Origin of the sequence: Kitasatospora sp. NPDC086009, from assembly GCF_044540385.1 — a bacterium.
Classification (GTDB): domain Bacteria; phylum Actinomycetota; class Actinomycetes; order Streptomycetales; family Streptomycetaceae; genus Kitasatospora.
This window is the reverse complement of the sequence record NZ_JBITSA010000009.1, coordinates 294,328-312,805: the sequence shown is the minus strand read 5'-3', so window position 1 is coordinate 312,805 and position 18,478 is coordinate 294,328. Positions and strand designations below refer to the sequence as shown.

Annotated in this window: 17 protein-coding genes; 8 read left to right on the top strand and 9 right to left on the bottom strand. The window is 72.8% G+C overall.

Features of this window, described 5'->3' with window-relative positions:
• Nucleotides 1-262 precede the first annotated feature (262 nt).
• Nucleotides 263-2,845: an FHA domain-containing protein gene (locus tag ACIF6L_RS23045; protein WP_396490084.1), complete on the bottom strand. Its 2,583-nt coding sequence runs from the start codon at nucleotides 2,843-2,845 to the stop codon at nucleotides 263-265.
• Between the two features lie 301 nt (nucleotides 2,846-3,146).
• Between ACIF6L_RS23045 and serB the strand changes: the two genes are divergently transcribed.
• The gene (gene serB, locus ACIF6L_RS23040) at nucleotides 3,147-4,403 is read left to right on the top strand and encodes a phosphoserine phosphatase SerB (RefSeq protein WP_329490144.1); all 1,257 of its coding nucleotides are present in this window, start codon (nucleotides 3,147-3,149) and stop codon (nucleotides 4,401-4,403) included.
• Between the two features lie 94 nt (nucleotides 4,404-4,497).
• Here the strand turns inward: serB and ACIF6L_RS23035 are convergent, their stop codons facing one another.
• The 3 genes from ACIF6L_RS23035 to ACIF6L_RS23025 all read right to left on the bottom strand — a co-directional run bounded on the left by ACIF6L_RS23035 (nucleotide 4,498) and on the right by ACIF6L_RS23025 (nucleotide 6,686).
• Entirely contained in the window at nucleotides 4,498-5,025 is a 528-nt protein-coding gene (locus ACIF6L_RS23035) for a histidine phosphatase family protein (protein ID WP_329490143.1), read from the bottom strand.
• 190 nt (nucleotides 5,026-5,215) lie between these two features.
• A complete protein-coding gene (locus ACIF6L_RS23030; RefSeq protein ID WP_329490142.1) occupies nucleotides 5,216-5,338 on the bottom strand; it encodes an SGM_5486 family transporter-associated protein in 123 nt (40 codons plus the stop codon).
• A 46-nt stretch (nucleotides 5,339-5,384) separates the two neighbouring features.
• Nucleotides 5,385-6,686: an MFS transporter gene (locus ACIF6L_RS23025; protein WP_329490141.1), complete on the bottom strand. Its 1,302-nt coding sequence runs from the start codon at nucleotides 6,684-6,686 to the stop codon at nucleotides 5,385-5,387.
• Nucleotides 6,687-6,815: 129 nt separating this feature from the next.
• Between ACIF6L_RS23025 and ACIF6L_RS23020 the strand changes: the two genes are divergently transcribed.
• Nucleotides 6,816-7,490, top strand: coding sequence for a FadR/GntR family transcriptional regulator (locus tag ACIF6L_RS23020; RefSeq protein WP_329490140.1), 675 nt, complete (start codon nucleotides 6,816-6,818; stop codon nucleotides 7,488-7,490).
• 112 nt (nucleotides 7,491-7,602) lie between these two features.
• On the opposite strand, the gene fabI is transcribed toward ACIF6L_RS23020, so the two are convergent.
• Nucleotides 7,603-8,370, bottom strand: a complete 768-nt coding sequence (gene fabI, locus ACIF6L_RS23015; RefSeq protein ID WP_329490139.1) for an enoyl-ACP reductase FabI — start codon at nucleotides 8,368-8,370, stop codon at nucleotides 7,603-7,605.
• A 2-nt stretch (nucleotides 8,371-8,372) separates the two neighbouring features.
• Nucleotides 8,373-9,092, bottom strand: coding sequence for a 3-oxoacyl-[acyl-carrier-protein] reductase (gene fabG, locus ACIF6L_RS23010; RefSeq protein ID WP_329490138.1), 720 nt, complete (start codon nucleotides 9,090-9,092; stop codon nucleotides 8,373-8,375).
• 340 nt (nucleotides 9,093-9,432) lie between these two features.
• Between fabG and ACIF6L_RS23005 the strand changes: the two genes are divergently transcribed.
• The 6 genes from ACIF6L_RS23005 to ACIF6L_RS22980 all read left to right on the top strand — a co-directional run bounded on the left by ACIF6L_RS23005 (nucleotide 9,433) and on the right by ACIF6L_RS22980 (nucleotide 15,252).
• Nucleotides 9,433-10,578: an MBL fold metallo-hydrolase gene (locus ACIF6L_RS23005; protein WP_329490137.1), complete on the top strand. Its 1,146-nt coding sequence runs from the start codon at nucleotides 9,433-9,435 to the stop codon at nucleotides 10,576-10,578.
• Between the two features lie 146 nt (nucleotides 10,579-10,724).
• The gene (locus ACIF6L_RS23000) at nucleotides 10,725-12,278 is read left to right on the top strand and encodes a TldD/PmbA family protein (RefSeq protein WP_359804449.1); all 1,554 of its coding nucleotides are present in this window, start codon (nucleotides 10,725-10,727) and stop codon (nucleotides 12,276-12,278) included.
• The gene (locus tag ACIF6L_RS22995; protein ID WP_359804348.1) at nucleotides 12,278-13,675 is read left to right on the top strand and encodes a metallopeptidase TldD-related protein; all 1,398 of its coding nucleotides are present in this window, start codon (nucleotides 12,278-12,280) and stop codon (nucleotides 13,673-13,675) included. Before ACIF6L_RS23000 ends, ACIF6L_RS22995 begins: the two co-directional genes overlap by 1 nt.
• 28 nt (nucleotides 13,676-13,703) lie before the next feature.
• Nucleotides 13,704-14,252 carry an RNA 2'-phosphotransferase gene (locus ACIF6L_RS22990; protein ID WP_396490083.1) on the top strand — a complete coding sequence of 183 codons (549 nt, stop codon included), beginning with the start codon at nucleotides 13,704-13,706 and terminating at the stop codon, nucleotides 14,250-14,252.
• 103 nt (nucleotides 14,253-14,355) lie between these two features.
• The gene (locus ACIF6L_RS22985) at nucleotides 14,356-14,739 is read left to right on the top strand and encodes a DUF3099 domain-containing protein (protein WP_329490134.1); all 384 of its coding nucleotides are present in this window, start codon (nucleotides 14,356-14,358) and stop codon (nucleotides 14,737-14,739) included.
• A gap of 264 nt (nucleotides 14,740-15,003) precedes the next feature.
• Nucleotides 15,004-15,252 (top strand): hypothetical protein, encoded by a 249-nt coding sequence (locus ACIF6L_RS22980; RefSeq protein WP_396490082.1) that lies wholly within the window; start codon nucleotides 15,004-15,006, stop codon nucleotides 15,250-15,252.
• A 47-nt stretch (nucleotides 15,253-15,299) separates the two neighbouring features.
• On the opposite strand, the gene moaA is transcribed toward ACIF6L_RS22980, so the two are convergent.
• The 3 genes from moaA to ACIF6L_RS22965 all read right to left on the bottom strand — a co-directional run bounded on the left by moaA (nucleotide 15,300) and on the right by ACIF6L_RS22965 (nucleotide 18,345).
• Nucleotides 15,300-16,289 (bottom strand): GTP 3',8-cyclase MoaA, encoded by a 990-nt coding sequence (gene moaA, locus ACIF6L_RS22975; protein WP_329490132.1) that lies wholly within the window; start codon nucleotides 16,287-16,289, stop codon nucleotides 15,300-15,302.
• Between the two features lie 92 nt (nucleotides 16,290-16,381).
• Nucleotides 16,382-17,992 (bottom strand): cation acetate symporter, encoded by a 1,611-nt coding sequence (locus tag ACIF6L_RS22970; RefSeq protein WP_380392201.1) that lies wholly within the window; start codon nucleotides 17,990-17,992, stop codon nucleotides 16,382-16,384.
• Entirely contained in the window at nucleotides 17,989-18,345 is a 357-nt protein-coding gene (locus tag ACIF6L_RS22965; RefSeq protein ID WP_329490130.1) for a DUF485 domain-containing protein, read from the bottom strand. Before ACIF6L_RS22965 ends, ACIF6L_RS22970 begins: the two co-directional genes overlap by 4 nt.
• Nucleotides 18,346-18,478 lie beyond the last annotated feature (133 nt).

The window sequence follows — 18,478 nt, the reverse complement described above, 5'->3', positions numbered from 1 at the left end:
GGGCCGACCGGGATCCGGTCGACGGGCAGCAGGCCGGCCGGGGGCCGGCGGTCACTGGGCGCGGTGGGCATACGGCCAAACTACCGCCGCCGGGGCGGCCTCCGCGTCGGTCCACGGGCGCGCGGGGAGCAGGTCCACGGACCTAGGGCCCGAGACCCTGCGGCGAGGGGGCCGGTAAGCGGAGGGGTGCCGGTACGCCGAGGGGCGGCCCCGCCCGTCGCCGGGTGGGGCCGCCCCTGGGTGAGCGGTGCGGTGCGGGCGGTCAGCCCTTCTGCATGACCTCGGGCTCGTGGCGGCGCTGGAGGCGCGTCACGATGACGCCGATGACGATCGACATCACGATCAGGATGCCGCCGTCCAGCACCAGCTGGCCGACGTTGTGGCCCCAGATCGCGTCGTACTCGGGGTTCTTGAAGTCCTTGTTCCAGGGCCCGAGCAGCTTGGACAGGTCGAGCGTGGTGGCGACCATGCCGACGCCCCAGCGGGCCGGCATCAGCCAGGCGAACTGCTCCAGGCCCGGCTTGCTGAAGATCTGGAAGAGGCAGCCGGTGAAGACGACCTGGATGATCGCGAACATGACCAGCAGCGGCATGGTCTTCTCGGCGGTCTTCACCAGGGCGGAGATCATCAGGCCGAACATCATCGAGGCGAAGCTCAGCAAAATCAGGCCGATGCTCATCTCGATGATCGGCAGGTCCTTGATGATCAGACCGTGCTCGGGCAGCTTGCGCGGCAGGTAGCCGACGGCCGAGATGATCGCGCCCTGGACCACGCTGAAGAAGCCCAGCACGATGATCTTGGACATCATGTACGCCGACCGGGAGAGGCCGGTGGCCCGTTCCCGTTCGTAGATCGCCCGTTCCTTGATCAGCTCTCGGACCGAGTTGGCGGCTCCGGAGAAGCAGGCGCCGATCGCCAGGATCAGCATGATCGTCGCGGCGCCGCTGTTGATCCCGAGCTGCGACTTCGGGTTCGGCGCCAGCCCGGGATCGTTCGGGATCAGCACGCTGACCGCGCCGAGCACCGCCGGGAGCAGGATCGACAGCGCCAGGAACCCGCGGTCGGAGGCGAGCACCGAGGCGTAGCGGCGGATCAGCGTCCACAGCTGCGAGCCCCAGCTCTGCGGCTTCGGCGGGCGGACGGCCTCCTGGACGATCTGGGCGGACTGCACGGCCCCGGCGTCCACGTCGGCGGAGTACTGCTGGTAGTGCACCGACCCCCGGTAGCGGCCGGCCCAGTCGTGGTCCGGGTAGTTCTCGAAGGCCTGGAAGACGTCGGCCCAGGTCTCGTACCCGAAGAAGTGCAGCGCCTCGTCCGGCGGCCCGAAGTAGGCCACCGAGCCGCCCGGAGCCATCACCAGGAGCCGGTCGCAGAGGGCGAGTTCGGCCACCGAGTGGGTGACGACCAGGATGGTGCGGCCGTCGTCGGCGAGGCCGCGCAGCATCTGCATGACCTCGCGGTCCATGCCCGGGTCGAGACCGGAGGTGGGCTCGTCCAGGAAGATCAGCGAGGGCTTGGTGAGCAGCTCAAGGGCGACCGAGACGCGCTTCTGCTGGCCGCCGGAGAGCGCGGTGATCCGGTTGTCGGCGCGCTTGTCCAGGCGCAGCTCGTAGAGCACCTCGTCGATCCGCGCCTCGCGCTCGCGCGCCTCGGTGTCACCGGGGAACCGGAGCCGGGCCGCGTACTTGAGGCCGGTGCGGACGGTCAGCTCCTTGTGCAGGATCTCCGACTGCGGCACCAGGCCGATCCGCGAGCGCAGTTCGGCGAACTGCTTGTAGAGGTTGCGGCCGTCGTAGAGGACGTCGCCGCGGTCGGCCGGGCGGTAGCCGGTGAGGGCGCGCAACAGGGTCGACTTGCCGGAGCCGGACGGGCCGATGACGGCGACCAGCGACTTCTCCGGGACGCCGAAGCTGACGTCGTTGAGCAGGACCTTCTTGCCGCCCTTGAAGTCGACCTCGACGGTCAGGTGGCGGGCGGAGAAGGAGACCGCGCCGGTGTCGACGAACTCCTGCAGCTGGTCGCCGACCAGGACGAAGCTGGAGTGGCCGACCGTCAGGCGGTCCTGCGGCCCCATCAGCTGGCGCTGGACGGGCCGGCCGTTGAGGAAGATGCCGTTGTGGCTGCCCAGGTCGACGATCTCGTACCGGCCGTCCGGCAGCTGGCGCAGCTCGGCGTGGTGGCGGGACACCTGGAGGTCGGAGACGACGATGTCGTTGTCGAGCGCGCGACCGATCCGGACGGTGTTCATCCCCGCCGTCAGGTTGCGGATCATCGTCGGCTGCGGGCCGCCGGCCTCGTGCTGCGGCGCCAGCTGCTGCGGGAAGCCGCCGTGCTGGGGCGCCTGCGGGGGGAAGCCCTGCTGCTGCGGGAAGGCCGGCGGCTGCCCGCCGCCCCACTGCTGCTGGACCGGCGGCTGGTAGGCCTGCTGCTGCTGCGCCGGCGGCTGCTGCTGGGCCCACGGCTGCTGGACGGGCGCCTGCTGCTGGGCGGGCGGGACGTGGCTGCGGCTGGTGGCGGCCTCGTGCCAGGCGGGGGCGGGCGCGGCGGCCTGGGCGGGCGCGGAGAAGCTCAGCCGGGGGCCGTTCTCGGCGTTGCCGAGGTTGACCACCGCGCCGGGGAAGAGCGGGGCCTGCTGGGTCCGGGCGCCGGCGGTGTACGTGCCGTTGGTGCTCCCGTGGTCGTCGAGCTGCCAACCGGCCCCGTTGAACGAGATGGTGGCGTGCTGCCAGGAGACCCTGGCGTCGTCGAACGGGAAGTCCGACTGCGGGTTGCGCCCGATGGTGTACGACCGCCCCGGCTCCAGAGTCCGCTGCTGTCCGTTGATATCAATGACGAGTTGCGGCACTGCTCGCCTGCCCCGCTCTCTCGGTCCCCCGATTTTGCCCCCGGTCGGGGGTGCGATGTCCTGAATCCGACGGGGGGAATCATTCCAGCCCGCCGCCCGGTGGTGAAAGTCACCCCCGGTGACTGTGACCAGGCGGCAACGATTCGCGGACGCCCCCGCCACCGCCCCCGGGGCGTCGCCCGCGCGCCACCGTCCGGTCACCCGGGTGGTGCGCACACCGCCCACACCCGCTCCACACCCCCGTCCACGACGCGGACGGGTGCCGTGGCGCCGCCGGCCGGCGGGTAGCGTGGGAGCCACCATGAACGCATCGCCCTTGGCCGCCGAGCCGTTCCCCGCCCCGCAGCCCCGGACCGAGGACGAGCGCACCCTGCTCGTCAAGGTGTTCGGCAAGGACCGCCCCGGCATCACCGCCGGTCTCTTCGCCACCCTGTCCGGGTTCGGCGTCGACGTCATCGACATCGAGCAGGTCGTCACCCGCGGCCGGATAACGCTGTGCGCCCTGGTCACCCCGCCGACCGCGCCCGGTGCCGAGGGCGAGCTGCGTTCCACCGTGCACCGCTGGGCCGAGGAGCAGAAGCTCCAGGCCGAGATCATCTCCGGCATCGGCGACAACCGGCCGCGCCGCGAGGGCCGTTCGCACGTCACCGTGCTCGGCCACCCGCTGACCGCCACCGCGGTCTCGGCGCTCACTTCCCGGATCACCGACTCGGGCGGCAACATCGACCGCGTCTTCCGGCTGGCCAAGTACCCGGTGACCGCGGTCGAGCTGGCCGTCTCCGGTGTCGCCACGGACACGCTGCGCGCCGCGCTGGCCCAGGAGGCGGCCCAGCAGCGGGTGGACATCGCGGTGGTCGCGGCGGGCCTGGAACGCCGGGCCAAGCGCCTGGTGGTGATGGACGTCGACTCCACGCTGATCCAGGACGAGGTGATCGAGCTCTTCGCCGCCCACGCGGGCTGCGAGGCGGAGGTCGCCGCGGTGACGGCCGCGGCGATGCGCGGCGAGCTGGACTTCGCCGAGTCGCTGCACGCCCGGGTCGCGCTGCTGGCCGGCCTGGACGCCGGGGTGACCGAGAAGGTCCGCGCCGAGGTCAGGTTCACCCCGGGCGCGCGGACCCTGATCCGCACGCTGCAGCGGCTGGGCTTCCAGGTCGCGGTGGTCTCCGGCGGCTTCACCCAGGTCACCGACCACCTGGTGGAGCAGCTGGGCCTGGACTTCGCGGCGGCCAACACCCTGGAGGTGGTGGACGGCAGGTTCACCGGCCGGGTGGTCGGCGAGATCGTGGACCGGGCCGGCAAGGCCCGCTGGCTGGCCCGCTTCGCCGAGCAGGCGAAGGTGCCGCTGGAGCAGACCGTCGCGATCGGCGACGGCGCCAACGACCTGGACATGCTGAACGCGGCCGGGCTGGGCGTGGCGTTCAACGCCAAGCCGGTGGTCCGGGAGGCCGCCGACACCGCGGTGAACGTGCCCTTCCTGGACACCGTGCTGTACCTGCTGGGCATCACCCGCGAAGAGGTCGAGGCGGCCGACGCGCTGGACGGCACGCCGACCGAGTAGCCGCGGCCGGACGCACCCGAGGGGCACGAGGACCGGTCCTCGTGCCCCTCTTCGGCCACCGCGCCCGGACCGGGCGGCGCGGGGGCCGTTCGGCTCAGTCCTGCGGCGTGAAGTACGAGACCAGCGCGGCCACGCCCGGCTCGACGCCCTTCCAGGAGCCGTCGAAGCTGAGCACCGCGACGGCCGCGGTCGGGAAGCCGCCGAGCCGCAGCCGCTCCAGCGCCTCCCGGTCGCCCTCGTCACCGGCCAGCACCTGGGTCAGCCCGAGCACGCCCGGGTTGTGGCCCACCAGCACCACGTCGGGGTGGTCCTCGGGGGTCTCCTGGAGGACGGCGATGATCTCCCCGGGGCTGGCCTCGTAGATCCGGTCCTCGTACACCGTCCGGCGGGCGCGCTTCGGCAGTTCGTGCGCGGCGAGCTTCCAGGTCTCACGGGTGCGCAGGGCCGTGGAGCAGAGCACGTAGTCGGGGTTGATGCCGGAGTCGGCGAGCCAGCGGCCGGCTTCCGGGGCCTGGTGGCGGCCCCGGTCGGCCAGCGGCCGCTCGTGGTCGTCGACGCCGTCGGGCCAGTCGGCCTTGGCATGGCGGAGAACGATGATCCTGCGGGGCGTGTCGGCGCTCATACCCAGCAAGCTTGGCAGAAAAGCGGCCCGGGGGCGCGATGCCGCCGGTTGCCGCCACTCTCCGGGGTGCCGGGTGTCATCCTGCGCCGTTCACCGGCGGTCGGCGTGCGGTACCGCGGCCGGTCCGCGGGCGCGGACCGGCCAAGCGCCGCTGACCGGCCGGATCGGCCCCGGCGGGCCGCGCGGCGGATCAGCCGAGGTTCTGGGCCACCGTGGCGACGATCGCCAGCAGCACCACGATGCCGACGATCAGTGCGGCGATCTGGCCGAGCTTCTTGTGGCCGTCGGTGGGGTTCGGGTCGAGTACGGGCATGACCGGATTCTCCCACCCCGGTCGTGCCCGCCCGTCAGCGGCCCCGCTACGCCGCGGCGCCGGCGGCGGCCGGGAGGACCGCCTCGTCCTCGATGTGCCGGGCCCGCGCGGCCCGCAGGCCGAACAGCATCTGGGGCACCAGCAGCACGGCGAGGAAGCCCAGCGGCAGGTACCACTCACCGGTGGCCTGGTACAGCCGGCCGATCAGGATCGGGCCGGGGATGGAGATGAGGTAGCCGACGCCCTGGGCGAACGCGGAGAGCTGGGCCACCCCGCCGGCCGTCCGGGCCCGGAGGCCGATCATGGTGAGCACCAGCGGGAAGGCGCAGTTGGAGAGGCCGACCAGGGTCGCCCAGACCCACGGCACGCCGGCCGGCGCCAGCGCCAGCCCGGCGTACCCGGCGATGCCACAGGAGGCCAGCACCACGACGAAGAGCCGCTGGTCGCCGCGGCGCGCGGCGAGGTTGGGCAGCACGAAGGAGACCGGGACGCCGATCACCATGGTCAGGGCCAGCAGCACCCCGGAGGTGCCCTCGGAGACCCCCGCGTCCTGGAAGATCTTCGGCAGCCAGCCCATCACCACGTAGGCGCCGGTGGCCTGGAGGCCGAAGAAGCAGGCCATCGCCCAGGCGGTCCGGCTACGGGTGATCGGCAGCTTGGCGACCGCCCCGCCGGTCTTCCCGCCGCGCTCGCGCCTGGTCACCGCGACCGGCAGCCAGAGCAGCAGCGCGACCGCGCCGAGGGCCGCCCAGACGCCCAGGCCGACCCGCCAGTCCCCGCCGAGCGCGCTGGTCAGCGGCACGGTGACGGCGGCGGCGAGCGCGGTGCCGGCCGACAGCGACATGGAGTACAGGCCGATCATCGGACCGACCTTCTCCGGGAAGTAGCGCTTGATCACCACCGGGATCAGCACGTTGGAGACCGCCACCCCGGCCAGCGCGAGGGCGGTGAGCAGCAGGAACACCGCCGTGCCGCCGGCGAACGAGCGGGCCAGCACGCCGGCCGTGATCGCTCCCATGCCGGCCGCGACCACCGCGATCGGCCCGAACCGCCGGGCCATGCCGGGCGCGGCGAAGCCGAACAGCGCGAAACAGAGCGAGGGGACGGCGGTCAGCAGGCCGGCCAGCGTCGGGTTCATCCCGAGGTCGGTGCGGACCTGGTCGAGCAGCGGCCCGAGGCTGGTGACCACGGGCCGGAGGTTGAAGGCGGCGGCGGCGATCGCGACGGCGAACAGCCAGCCGAGGTAGGTGCCCCGGCGGGCGGAGGCGGATGCGCCGGTGGCGGGCCGCTCGGTCTGCGGTCCGGCCCCGGTCCGTGGGGTGGTGGTGGTGTCTGCTGCGGAAGGCATGGGAGCCATCATAGAATGATGGGATGAATTAGCGCATCCTCGACTTGGCATGATGTCCCGACCCGCCCCAAGCCGACCCACCCGCCGGCCGACGCCCCCACCGCCGACCCGAAGCCGCAAGGAGTCCCCGTGGCGCTGTCCTCTCCGAGGCGCACCCCGCTGTCCGACCAGGTGATCGCGCAATTGCGCGCCCAGATCACCTCGGGCGAGTGGCCCGTCGGCTCACGCATCCCGACCGAGGCCGCGCTGGTCGAGGAGCTCGGCGTCGCCCGCAACACCGTCCGCGAGGCGGTCCGCGCCCTCGCCCACAACGGGCTGCTGGACATCCGCCAGGGCTCGGGCACCTACGTCCTGGCCACCAGCGAGCTGGCCGGCGTCATGCACCGCCGCTTCGCCGACGCCGACCAGTCGCAGGTCGCCGAGCTGCGGGTGACCCTGGAGACCTCCGCGGCCGGCCTGGCCGCCACCCGCCGCACCGCGCGCGACCTCGCCCTACTGGACGCCACGCTGGCCCGCCGCGAGGACGCCTGGCGCTCCGGCGACGCCGAGGACTTCATCCAGGCCGACGCCGCCTTCCACCAGGCCGTGGTCGCCGCCGCCCACAACGACGTCCTCGCCGCCGTCTACGCCGACCTCGGCGAGGTCACCCGCGCCCACCTGCGCCACGACGTCGGCCCGGAGCTGATCGCCGAGCGCTACCTCGGGCACGACAAGATCCTCGACGCGATCCGGGCCGGCGACCCGCAGCGCGCCTCGGTCGAGGCCGGCCGTGCCATCGGCGCCTGCACCCCGCCCGACGCCTGACGCCCGACGCCCGACGCCTGACGCCGTGCGCACCGGCGCGCGCGGGGCCCGCACAGCACCGCGGCCCGGCACCCCCAGGAGGGGTGCCGGGCCGCGGTGGTGCGGGCAGCGGTCAGGCGCCGATGGCGTGCAGGCCGCCGTCCACGTGGACGATCTCGCCGGTGGTCTTCGGGAACCAGTCCGAGAGCAGGGCGACGACGCCGCGGCCGGCCGGCTCCGGGTCGGAGAGGTCCCACTTCAGCGGGGAGCGGGTGTCCCAGGTGGCGGCGAGGTCCGCGAAGCCCGGGATGGACTTGGCGGCCATCGAGCCGATCGGGCCGGCCGAGACCAGGTTGACCCGGATGTTGCGGTCGCCGAGCTCACGGGCCATGTAGCGGGAGGTGGCCTCCAGCGCGGCCTTGGCCGGGCCCATCCAGTCGTACTTCGGCCAGGCGAACTGCGCGTCGAAGGTCAGACCGACGACCGAGCCGCCGTCCTGCATCAGCGGCAGCAGCGCCGTGGTGAGCGACTTCAGCGAGAACGCCGAGACGTGCATGGCGGTCGCCACGGACTCCCACGGCGTGTTCAGGAAGTTGCCGCCCAGGGCGTCCTGCGGGGCGAAGCCGATCGAGTGGACGATGCCGTCCAGGGTCGGCAGGTGCTCGCGGACCTGGTCGGCGATGCCGGCCAGCTGCTCCTCGCTGGAGACGTCCAGCTCCAGCACCTTGACCGGGTTCGGCAGCTTCTTGGCGATCCGCTCGGTGAGGCTGGGCCGGGGGAAGGCGGTGAGGATGATCTCCGCGCCCTGCTCCTGCGCGAGCTTCGCGGTGTGGAAGGCGATGGAGGACTCCATCAGCACTCCGGTGATCAGGATCCGCTTGCCCTCAAGGATTCCACTCATGCTCAGTGACCCATGCCCAATCCGCCGTCTACGGGAATGACGGCTCCGGTGATGTACGCGGCCTCGTCCGAACCGAGGAACCGCACGGTGTTGGCGACCTCGGCGGGCGCCGCGTAGCGGCCCAGCGGCACGCCCGAGACGATCTCCGCGCGGCGCTCGTCGCTGAGCACTGCGGTCATGTCGGTGTCGACGAAGCCGGGGGCGACCACGTTGACGGTGATGTTGCGCGGGCCGAGCTCACGCGCCAGCGAGCGCGCGAAGCCGACCAGGCCGGCCTTGGAGGCGGCGTAGTTGGCCTGGCCCGGGGAGCCGGTGAGACCGACCACCGAGGAGATCAGCACGACCCGGCCCTTGCGCGCGCGCATCATCAGCTTGGAGGCGCGCTTGACCACCCGGAACGCCCCGGTCAGGTTGGTGTCCACGACGGAGGTGAAGTCCTCTTCGGACATCCGCAGCAGCAGGGTGTCGTGGGTGATGCCCGCGTTGGCGACCAGCACCTCGACCCCGCCGTGCTTGGCCTCGATCTCCGTGAACGCCGCGTCGACCTGCGCGTTGTCGGTGATGTCGCAGCGCACCGCGAGCACGTCGTACTTGGCCAGCTCCGCGGGAACCTCACCCGAGCGGCTGGTGATGGCGACCTTGTCGCCCGCCTCGGCGAAGGCCAGGGCGATCGCGAGGCCGATGCCCCGGTTTCCTCCGGTGACGAGAACCGAGCGGCTCAACGATCCACCTCTCTCCGTAGTGTGCGCGTACGTCGGTATGAGCACGCAGTGTGACGCTATCGGTCGGCCCCGGGCGGCGACGAATCGGGCTCCCACAGCGCCTCACCGAAGGAACTGTCGCAATCCGACAATCCGTACCGGGGCCGCCCGTCCCCGGTCCCCGACCGCCCCGGCCTACCCTTGTGGCGTCCACTGCGGCGGTTTTCCGGGAACAACGCGACGGGGCGCACCCGTTGCCCCCGTGGTGCGGGACGACCGGGGCCGGCCGTACCGAAGTTCCCGGACGGGTCCCGGCGCGCGGGGCCCGGCGGCCACGGCGACGAGCGAAGGCAGAGCACGGATGAGCGACGCACAGTCCGGTACCACCCACCGGCGGGGACGACTGCTGGCCCTGGCCGCCCTGGCGGCCGGCGCGGGAGCGGCCGCCTGGTCGCTGCGCGACCTGCCGGCGGCCTTCGGACGGCGGCCGGACGCCGCCCGGGAGGCCCGGGTGCGCAACTCCCCGCAGTACCGGGACGGCGTCTTCCACAACGCACCGTCCACCCTGGCCCGGGCCAAGTCCGCGCCGGACATCGACCGGGACACCGTGCGCCGGATGCTGTTCCAGCGCGAGGGCCGGGTCCCGGCCCACCCGGTGCCCACCGTCCGCCCGGCCGGCGGACCGCGCGAGGCCGCCGAGGGCGTGGAGATCACCTGGTACGGGCACGCCTCCGCGCTGGTCGAGATCGAGGGCACCCGGGTGCTGCTCGACCCGGTCTGGAGCGAGCGCTGCTCCCCCACGGCGCACGTCGGCCCCAAGCGGCTGCACCCGGTGCCGGTCGAGCTGGAGGAGCTGCCGCAGGTCGACGCGGTGCTCATCTCGCACGACCACTACGACCACCTGGACATGGCGACGGTCAAGCGGCTGGTCCGCAGCCAGTCCGCGCCCTTCGCGGTGCCGCTCGGCATCGGCGGCCACCTGCGCCGCTGGGGCGTCCCGGAGCACCGGATCATCGAGCTGGACTGGGACGAGACCTGCACGCTCGGCGAACTCGCCGTCACACTCACCTCCGCCCACCACTTCTCCGGGCGCGGTCTGACCCGCAACACCACGCTCTGGGGCTCCTGGGTGATCGCCGGGCCGACCCGCAAGGTCTTCTACACCGGGGACTCCGGCTACTTCGAGGGCTACGCGCGGATCGGCGAGCAGCACGGCCCGTTCGACGCCGCCCTGATGCAGATCGGCGCCTACGACACGGCCTGGGCGGACATCCACATGACGCCGGAGGACGCCGTCCTCGCGCACCGCGAGCTGAACGCCGGCCTGCTGGTGCCCGTCCACTGGTGCACCTTCAACCTGGGCCTGCACCCCTGGGCCGAGCCGATCGAGCGGCTGCTGGTCGAGGCCAAGGCGCAGGCCGTCCCGCTCGCGGTGCCGCGCCCCGGCGAGCGGGTGGACGTCGACAACCCGCCGGAGCTGGACGGCTGGTGGGAGACGGTCGGCTGACCGGATCCCCGGGGGCGGCGGCCGCCGCGTGTCACCGCCCGAATGCGCTGGCCGAAACCCCCTGAACGGGACATGATGCCGTGCGGGTACCCGGTTCGGAGTACCCGCACCGTCATCCCCCCGACCAGGGAGCCCGCTTGCCTCCGATGTCCCCGACCAGCAGTTCCGGCGCCCCGCACGGGCGCGCCGTCGACCCGCTGTTCCTCGCCTACCCGCTGCGCGCCCTGGCCGACGCGGCACTCACCCGCGCCCGGGAACTCGGCGCCGAACACGCCGACTTCCGCCTGGAGCGGGTCCGCAGCGCGTCCTGGCGGCTGCGCGACGCCCGGCCGGCCGGCACCTCCGACAGCGTCCAGCTCGGCTTCGCCGTCCGGGTGCTGCTGGACGGCGCCTGGGGCTTCGCCGCCGGGGTCGACCTCACCGGGGCCGCGGCGGCGCGGGTCGCCGAACAGGCCGTCGCGGTGGCCCGGCTGTCCGGCGGGATCAGCCGGGCGGCCGGTGCGAAGGAGCGCGTCGAGCTGGCGGACGAGCCGGTCTACCCGGACGCCACCTGGGTCTCCGCGTACGAGCTGAACCCGTTCGAGGTGCCGGACGCGGAGAAGACCGCGCTGCTCGCGGACTGGAGCGCGCGCCTGCTCGGCGCCGAGGGCGTCTCGCACGTCAGCGCCAGCCTGCTGACGGTGCAGGAGAACAAGTTCTACGCCGACACCGCCGGCACCGTCACCACCCAGCAGCGGATCCGGCTGCACCCCTCGCTGGAGGCCACCTCGGTGGACGAGCGCACCGGGGCCTTCGACTCGATGCGCACGCTGGCCCCGCCGGCCGGGCGCGGCTTCGAGTACCTGCGCGGCACCGGCTGGGACTGGGACGCCGAGCTGGCCGAACTGCCCGCCCTGCTGGCCGAGAAGATGAAGGCGCCGAGCGTCGAGCCGGGCCGCTACGACCTGGTCGTCGACCCGTCCAACCTCTGGCTGACGATCCACGAGTCGATCGGCCACGCCACCGAGCTGGACCGCGCGCTCGGCTACGAGGCCGCCTACGCCGGCACCTCCTTCGCCACCTTCGACAAGCTGGGCTCGCTGCGCTACGGCTCCGAGCTGATGCACGTCACCGGCGACCGCACCGCCGAGCACGGCCTCTCCACCATCGGCTACGACGACGAGGGCGTCGCCACGCAGTCCTGGGACCTCGTCAAGGACGGTGTCCTCGTCGGCTACCAGCTCGACCGCGGCATGGCGAAGCTCAAGGGCTTCGACCGCTCCAACGGCTGCGCCTTCGCCGACTCCCCCGCCCACGTCCCGGTCCAGCGGATGGCCAACGTCTCGCTCCAGCCGGCCGCCGACGGCCCCGACACCGAGGGCCTGTTCGCCGGCGTGGAGAACGGCCTGTACATCGTCGGCGACCGCTCCTGGTCGATCGACATGCAGCGCTACAACTTCCAGTTCACCGGTCAGCGCGCCTACGCCATCCGCAACGGCGAACTCGCGGGCCAGGTCAAGGACTTCGCCTACCAGGCCACCACCACCGACTTCTGGGGCTCGATGGCGGCCGTCGGCGGCCCGCAGACCTACGTGCTCGGCGGGGCCTTCAACTGCGGCAAGGCCCAGCCCGGCCAGGTCGCGGCGGTCAGCCACGGCTGCCCCTCGGCGCTGTTCCGCAACGTCAACGTGCTCAACACCCAGCAGGAGGCGGGTCACTGATGACCGCGATTCAGCCCCACGAACTCGTCGAGCTGGCGCTCGGCCTCTCCCGCGCCGACGGCTGCGTGGTGATCGCCGACGAGGAGTCGACCGCCAACCTGCGCTGGGCCGGCAACGCGCTCACCACCAACGGGGTGACCAGGGGCCGGCGGCTCACCGTGATCGCCACGGTGGCCGGCGCCGAGGGCACCGCCTCCGGCGTGGTCTCCCGCGAGGCCGTCACCGCGGACGAGGTGGAGGGCCTGGTGCGGGCCGCCGAGCAGGCCGCCCTGGCGGCCGGTCCGGCCGAGGACGCGCAGCCGCTGGTGGCCGACCGGCCGTCCTCGCCCGACTTCGCCGGGCCGCCGGCCGAGACCTCGATCGAGGTCTTCGCGGCCTTCGCGCCCGCCCTCGGCGAGGCCTTCGCCCGGGCCGCCGCCCAGGGCGAGCTGCTGTACGGCTTCGCCCGGCACGAGGTGGTCTCCAGCTACCTGGGCACCTCCACCGGCCTGCGGCTGCGCCACGACCAGCCGACCGGCACGGTCGAGCTGAACGCCAAGACCGCCGACCTGTCCGGCTCCGCCTGGGCGGGCGCCGCCACCCGGGACTTCGCCGACGTGGACGTCGCCGCACTGCACACCGAGCTGACCAAGCGGCTGGCCTGGGGCGCCCGGAAGATCGACCTGCCGGCCGGCCGCTACGAGACGCTGCTGCCGCCCTCGGCCGTGGCCGACCTGATGGTCTACCTCAGCTGGTCCGCCGGCGGCCGGGACGCCGCCGAGGGCCGGACGGTCTTCTCCAAGCCGGGCGGCGGCACCAGGGTGGGCGACAAGCTGGCCGCCCTGCCGCTGACTCTGCGCTCCGACCCGGCCGAGCCGGGGCTGGAGGCGGCGCCCTTCGTACTGACCCACTCCACCGGCGGGGACTCCTCGGTCTTCGACAACGGCCTGGAGCTCACCGCCACCGAGTGGATCCGCGACGGCGAGCTGGCCGAGCTGATCACCACCCGGCACTCCGCCGGGCTCACCGGCCTGGCACTGCGCCCGGCGGTGGACAACCTCGTGCTGGAGACGGCCGACGGGGCCGGCGCGCCGACCCTCGACGAGATGATCGCCCGCACCGAGCGCGGCCTGCTGGTCACCTGCCTCTGGTACATCCGCGAGGTGGACCCGGCGAACCTGCTGCTCACCGGCCTCACCCGGGACGGCGTGTACCTGGTGGAGAACGGCCAGGTGGTCGGCGCGGTGAACAACTTCAGGTTCAACGAGTCGCCGGTCGACCTGCTCGGCCGGATCACCGAGGTGGGCCGGACGGAGCGCTGCCTGCCGCGTGAGTGGGGCGACTGGTTCACCCGGGCCGCGATGCCGCCGGTGCGGGTCGCGGGGTTCAACATGAGTTCGGTGAGCCAGGCCTCCTAGCCGGCTCGGGGGCGAGGGATCGGGAGAGATGGACGAGAAGCGCACGGTCAGGACCAGCAAGACGCTGTCCCGCGTCCTGCGGCACGAGCCCGAGCGGATCGGGATCACGCTGGACGAGGCCGGCTGGGTCGGGGTGGACGTGCTGCTCGCCGCGCTGGCGGCGAACGGCACCCGGCTGACCAGGTCCGAGCTGGACCACGTGGTGGCGACCAACAACAAGCGCCGCTTCGCCTACTCCGACGACGGTCTCTCGATCCGCGCCAGCCAGGGGCACACGGTGGCGGTCGACCTCGGTCTGGCCGCCGCCGAGCCGCCGGCCCGGCTGTTCCACGGCACCGCCTCCCGGAGCCTGGACGCGATATTCCGCCAGGGCCTGCGGCCGATGGCCCGCCAGGACGTCCACCTCTCGGCCGACACCGACACCGCGCTGCGGGTCGGCTCCCGGCACGGCCGGCCGGTGGTCCTGGCGGTCGACGCCGCCGCCATGGCGGCGGCCGGTCACACCTTCCGGATCAGCGCCAACGGCGTCTGGCTGACCGACGCGGTACCGCCGGAGTACCTCTCCCTACTCCATTAGGACGCGGCGTCCGCCCCCGGTCTCGTCGGCCGCCCCCGCGCGGCGTACCGTGAAGTGGCCGCGCTGCGAGGCACGGCAGGTGCGTGGACGAGGGCGGTAGGACATGGGCAAGAGCGCCGGCGGTGGACAGGTCCACCGGATCACGGGGGCACGCAGCAGCCTCACCGAGGACGTCCGGGGCCGACAGCGCCGCTACGTGGCCTCGATGCTGCTCCGCACCGTCTGCGTGCTGCTCGCGGTGGTCCTGTGGGACGTCCAGCGGGTGCTCGCGTTCGCCGCACTCGCGGGCGCGGTGCTGCTGCCCTACTTCGCGGTGCTGATCGCCAACGCCGGCCGCGAGCGGGCGCCGGGGCTGCCGAGCACCTTCGACGTACCGCCGGAGACCGTGCTGATGCTCGGCCCCGGCGGTACGGGTGGGGCCGGCGCTTCGCATGATGCCGGTGTGGCACAGAGCGTGCCCACCGATTCTTCACAGCCATCGAACTGACTGTCCGTTTTAGGGGGTTTTCCAGCGACTCCCTCGACAGAAAGCTCAAAAGAACCTCAGATTAATCATGCAAGACCTCCCCATGCCGGGGTCCTGCCGTGACATACTGCGTACGCGCTCCGCATCCCCCGTCGGAGCGACGGACCGACGCCGGGCGGCTCCCCCCGTGGCTGCCCGGCGTCGCCATGCCCGGACGCGCCGTCGCCGTCCGGGAGCGTGAAAGACTGGCGGTGCAGACGACCCGCTATCGCTGAGGACGGCACCATGGAATCCCCGGGCTCCCCGCAGACGCAGGCACCGGTCTGCTCGGCCAAGGGCTGCCGGGCGGACGCCCGGTGGGTGCTGGTCTGGAACAACCCGAAGCTGCACACCCCCGACCGCCGCAAGACCTGGGCGGCCTGCGGGGAGCACCGCGAGCACCTCTCGCAGTTCCTCGGCGTGCGCGGCTTCCTCAAGGAGGTCGTCGCCCTCGCCGACTGGACCGCGCCGGGCCCCGCCGAGCCGTCCGCGTAGCGTCCGGCGACAGGGCCCGGCGACAGGGCCCGGCGGTACGGAGCCGGTCAGCCGCCGATCGCGGACATCGGCCGCTCAGGCTGCAGGAACTCCGGGGCGTCGATCCCGGCCCCGGCCTTCTTGCCCCACATCGCCGCACGCCAGAGCTCGGCGATCTCGTCGTCCCCGGCGCCCGACCGCAGCGCCGTCCGCAGGTCCGTCTCGCCGGTCGCGAACAGGCAGTTGCGGACCTGGCCGTCGGCGGTCAGCCGGGTGCGGTCGCAGGCGCGGCAGAACGGCCGGGTGACCGAGGCGATCACGCCGACCCGGCCCGGGCCGCCGTCCACCAGCCAGCGCTCGGCCGGAGCCGCGCCGCGGCGGTCCGAGGGCTCGGGGGTCAGCGTGAACCGGGTGGCGAGCCGTTCCAGGATCTCCCCGGCGGTCACCATCGACGAGCGGTCCCAGCCGTGCTGGGCGTCCAGCGGCATCTGCTCGATGAACCGCAGCTCGTAGCCCTCCGCCAGGCACCGGGCGAGCAGCTCGGGCGCCTCGTGGTCGTTGACCCCGCGCATCAGGACGGCGTTCAGCTTGACCGGCGTCAGCCCGGCGGCGACGGCGGCGCTCAGCCCGTCCAGCACGTCCTGGTGGCGGCGGCGACGGGTGAGGGTGTGGAAGGTGTCCGGGTCGAGGGTGTCGAGCGAGACGTTGACCCGGTCCAGCCCGGCGGCGCGCAGCGCCCCGGCGGTCCGGGCGAGGCCGATGCCGTTGGTGGTCAGCGAGAGCTCGGGGCGGGGTTCGAGCGCGGAGCAGGCGGCGACGATGCCGACCAGCCCCGGGCGCAGCAGAGGCTCACCCCCGGTGAACCGGACCTCCCGGACGCCGAGCTCGCGCACGGCGAGGCCGACCAGCCGGACGATCTCCTCGTCAGTGAGCAGGTCGGGCTTGGCCAGCCACTGCAGACCCTCCTCGGGCATGCAGTAGGTGCAGCGCAGGTTGCACCGGTCGGTGAGGGAGACCCGCAGGTCGACGGCCTGCCGGCCGAAGGTGTCGAGCAGCACGGCGGTCCCTTCCCGTGAGTGTGCGGCCGGGAGTGCGGCCGGCCCGGTCCCCGCTCCCGCGGGGCCGGGCCAGCTTAGTCACCACCCGCCCGTCAGTGGGCGCCCAGCCCGGTCAGCGAGCGGACCTCCAGTTCAGCGTACTTCGCCGGGTCGGCCTTCTCCTTGGAGAGCAGGGTGCCGATCCAGCCGGCCAGGAAGCCGATCGGGATGGAGACCAGTCCGGGGTTCTCCAGCGGGAACCAGTGGAAGTCGGCGTCCGGGAAGAGCGAGGCCTTGCCGCCGGAGACGACCGGCGAGAAGAACACCAGCGTCACCGAGCTGACCAGCCCGGCGTAGACCGAGCTGACCGCGCCGGTCGTGGTGAAGCGCTTCCAGAACAGCGAGTAGAGCAGCGTGGGCAGGTTGGCGGAGGCGGCCACCGCGAAGGCCAGCGCGACCAGGGCGGCGGTGTTGAGCTTCCCCGCGAAGAGGCTGAGCACGATGGCGACCGCGCCGATCGCGACCGCGGCCCACTTGGCCGAGAGGATCTCCTCCTTCTCGGACGCCTTGCCGCGCCGGATGACGTTGGCGTAGAGGTCATGGGCGAAGGAGGCCGAGGAGGCCAGGGTGAGGCCTGCCACCACGGCCAGGATGGTGGCGAAGGCCACCGCCGAGATCACCGCGAGCAGGATCGCGCCACCGGTGGTGCCCGGGCCGCCGCCGAGCTGCTCGGCGAGCTGCGGGGCGGCGGTGTTGCCGGCCGGGTTGGCCGCCTTGATCGCCTTGGGGCCGACCAGCGCGGCCGCGCCGAAGCCGAGCGCCAGGGTCATCAGGTAGAAGCCGCCGATGATGCCGATCGCCCAGAGCACGGACTTCCGGGCGGCCTTGGCGGTGGGGACGGTGTAGAAGCGGACCAGGATGTGCGGCAGGCCCGCGGTGCCGAGCACCAGCGCGATCCCGAGGCTGAGGAAGTCGAGCTTGGTCGTCCCGTTCACCCCGTACTTCAGCCCCGGTTCGAGGAACGCGGCGCCCTTGCCGCTGGCGTCGGCGGCGGCGCCGAGCAGCGCGGAGGGGTTGAAGTGGTACTTGGCCAGCACCAGGACGGTCATCAGCGCGGTGCCCGCGATCAGCAGCACCGCCTTGACGATCTGCACCCAGGTGGTGCCCTTCATGCCCCCTATCACCACGTAGATCACCATCAGGGCGCCGACCGCGACGATGGTCAGCCGCTTGGCGCCGTCCCCGCTGACGCCGAGCAGCAGGGCGACCAGCGTGCCGGCGCCGACCATCTGGGCGAGCAGGTAGAAGATCGACACCACGATGGTGGAGATGCCCGCGGCGGTCCGGACGGGGCGCTGCTTCATCCGGAAGGCCAGGACGTCGGCCATGGTGTAGCGGCCGGAGTTGCGCAGCGGTTCGGCGACCAGCAGCAGGGCGACCAGCCAGGCGACCAGGAAGCCGATCGAGTAGAGGAAGCCGTCGTAGCCGGACAGCGCGATGGCGCCGGCGATGCCAAGGAAGGACGCGGCGGACATGTAGTCACCGGAGATGGCCAGGCCGTTCTGGAACCCGGTGAAGCTCCGGCCGCCGGCGTAGAAGTCGGCGGCGCCCTTGGTCTGCCGTCCGGCCCAGACGGTGATGCCGAGGGTGGCCAGGACGAAGAACCCGAACAGGGTCATCGTCAGACCGCGGTGCTCGGTGGCGGAGCTGGCGAGCAGGGTCATTCGGCGGCCTCCCGGGGAGCGTGGACCACGGCGCCCTGGGCTTCGCGGATCGCGGCGGCGGGCGGGTCGAGCCGCCGGTCCGCGTAGCGCGCGTACCAGGCCGCGATGGCGAAGGTGGTGACGAACTGCAGCAGCCCCAGCACCAGGGCGACGTTGATGTGCCCGGCCACCTTGGTGCCCATGAGGCCGGGGGCGTAGCTGGAGAGCAGGACGTAGAGCAGGTACCAGAGGACGAAGCCGATGGTGACCGGGAAGGCGAAGCTCCGGAACGAGCTTCGAAGGGTGCGGAACTCCTCGCCCTCTTCAATGAGTTGGACTTCGGTAGGGGCAGTGGTGATCGGCGGCGATTCCACGCTGTCTCCTCACTCCTTCGGCGTAGTGGTCGCACCAGTGGAACGATCGGACGTGAGGGGCGTCACAGTCCGGATGCGCGCCGCGCAATGCTAGGAGGGTCGTGCCCGCTCCGAAAGGGGTTGTCCGTGACCA

Excerpts from the sequence above, each read along its gene's own strand:
- ACIF6L_RS22980 (WP_396490082.1), top strand. The coding sequence starts at position 15,004 with ATGGAATCCCCGGGCTCCCCGCAGACGCAGGCACCGGTCTGCTCGGCC.
- ACIF6L_RS23035 (WP_329490143.1), bottom strand. The coding sequence starts at position 5,025 with ATGAGCGCCGACACGCCCCGCAGGATCATCGTTCTCCGCCATGCCAAG.
- ACIF6L_RS22995 (WP_359804348.1), top strand. The coding sequence starts at position 12,278 with ATGACCGCGATTCAGCCCCACGAACTCGTCGAGCTGGCGCTCGGCCTC.
- ACIF6L_RS22990 (WP_396490083.1), top strand. The coding sequence starts at position 13,704 with ATGGACGAGAAGCGCACGGTCAGGACCAGCAAGACGCTGTCCCGCGTC.
- ACIF6L_RS23030 (WP_329490142.1), bottom strand. The coding sequence starts at position 5,338 with ATGCCCGTACTCGACCCGAACCCCACCGACGGCCACAAGAAGCTCGGC.
- ACIF6L_RS23025 (WP_329490141.1), bottom strand. The coding sequence starts at position 6,686 with ATGCCTTCCGCAGCAGACACCACCACCACCCCACGGACCGGGGCCGGA.
- ACIF6L_RS22985 (WP_329490134.1), top strand. The coding sequence starts at position 14,356 with ATGGGCAAGAGCGCCGGCGGTGGACAGGTCCACCGGATCACGGGGGCA.
- ACIF6L_RS23005 (WP_329490137.1), top strand. The coding sequence starts at position 9,433 with ATGAGCGACGCACAGTCCGGTACCACCCACCGGCGGGGACGACTGCTG.
- serB (WP_329490144.1), top strand. The coding sequence starts at position 3,147 with ATGAACGCATCGCCCTTGGCCGCCGAGCCGTTCCCCGCCCCGCAGCCC.
- ACIF6L_RS23000 (WP_359804449.1), top strand. The coding sequence starts at position 10,725 with ATGTCCCCGACCAGCAGTTCCGGCGCCCCGCACGGGCGCGCCGTCGAC.
- fabI (WP_329490139.1), bottom strand. The coding sequence starts at position 8,370 with ATGAGTGGAATCCTTGAGGGCAAGCGGATCCTGATCACCGGAGTGCTG.
- ACIF6L_RS22970 (WP_380392201.1), bottom strand. The coding sequence starts at position 17,992 with ATGACCCTGCTCGCCAGCTCCGCCACCGAGCACCGCGGTCTGACGATG.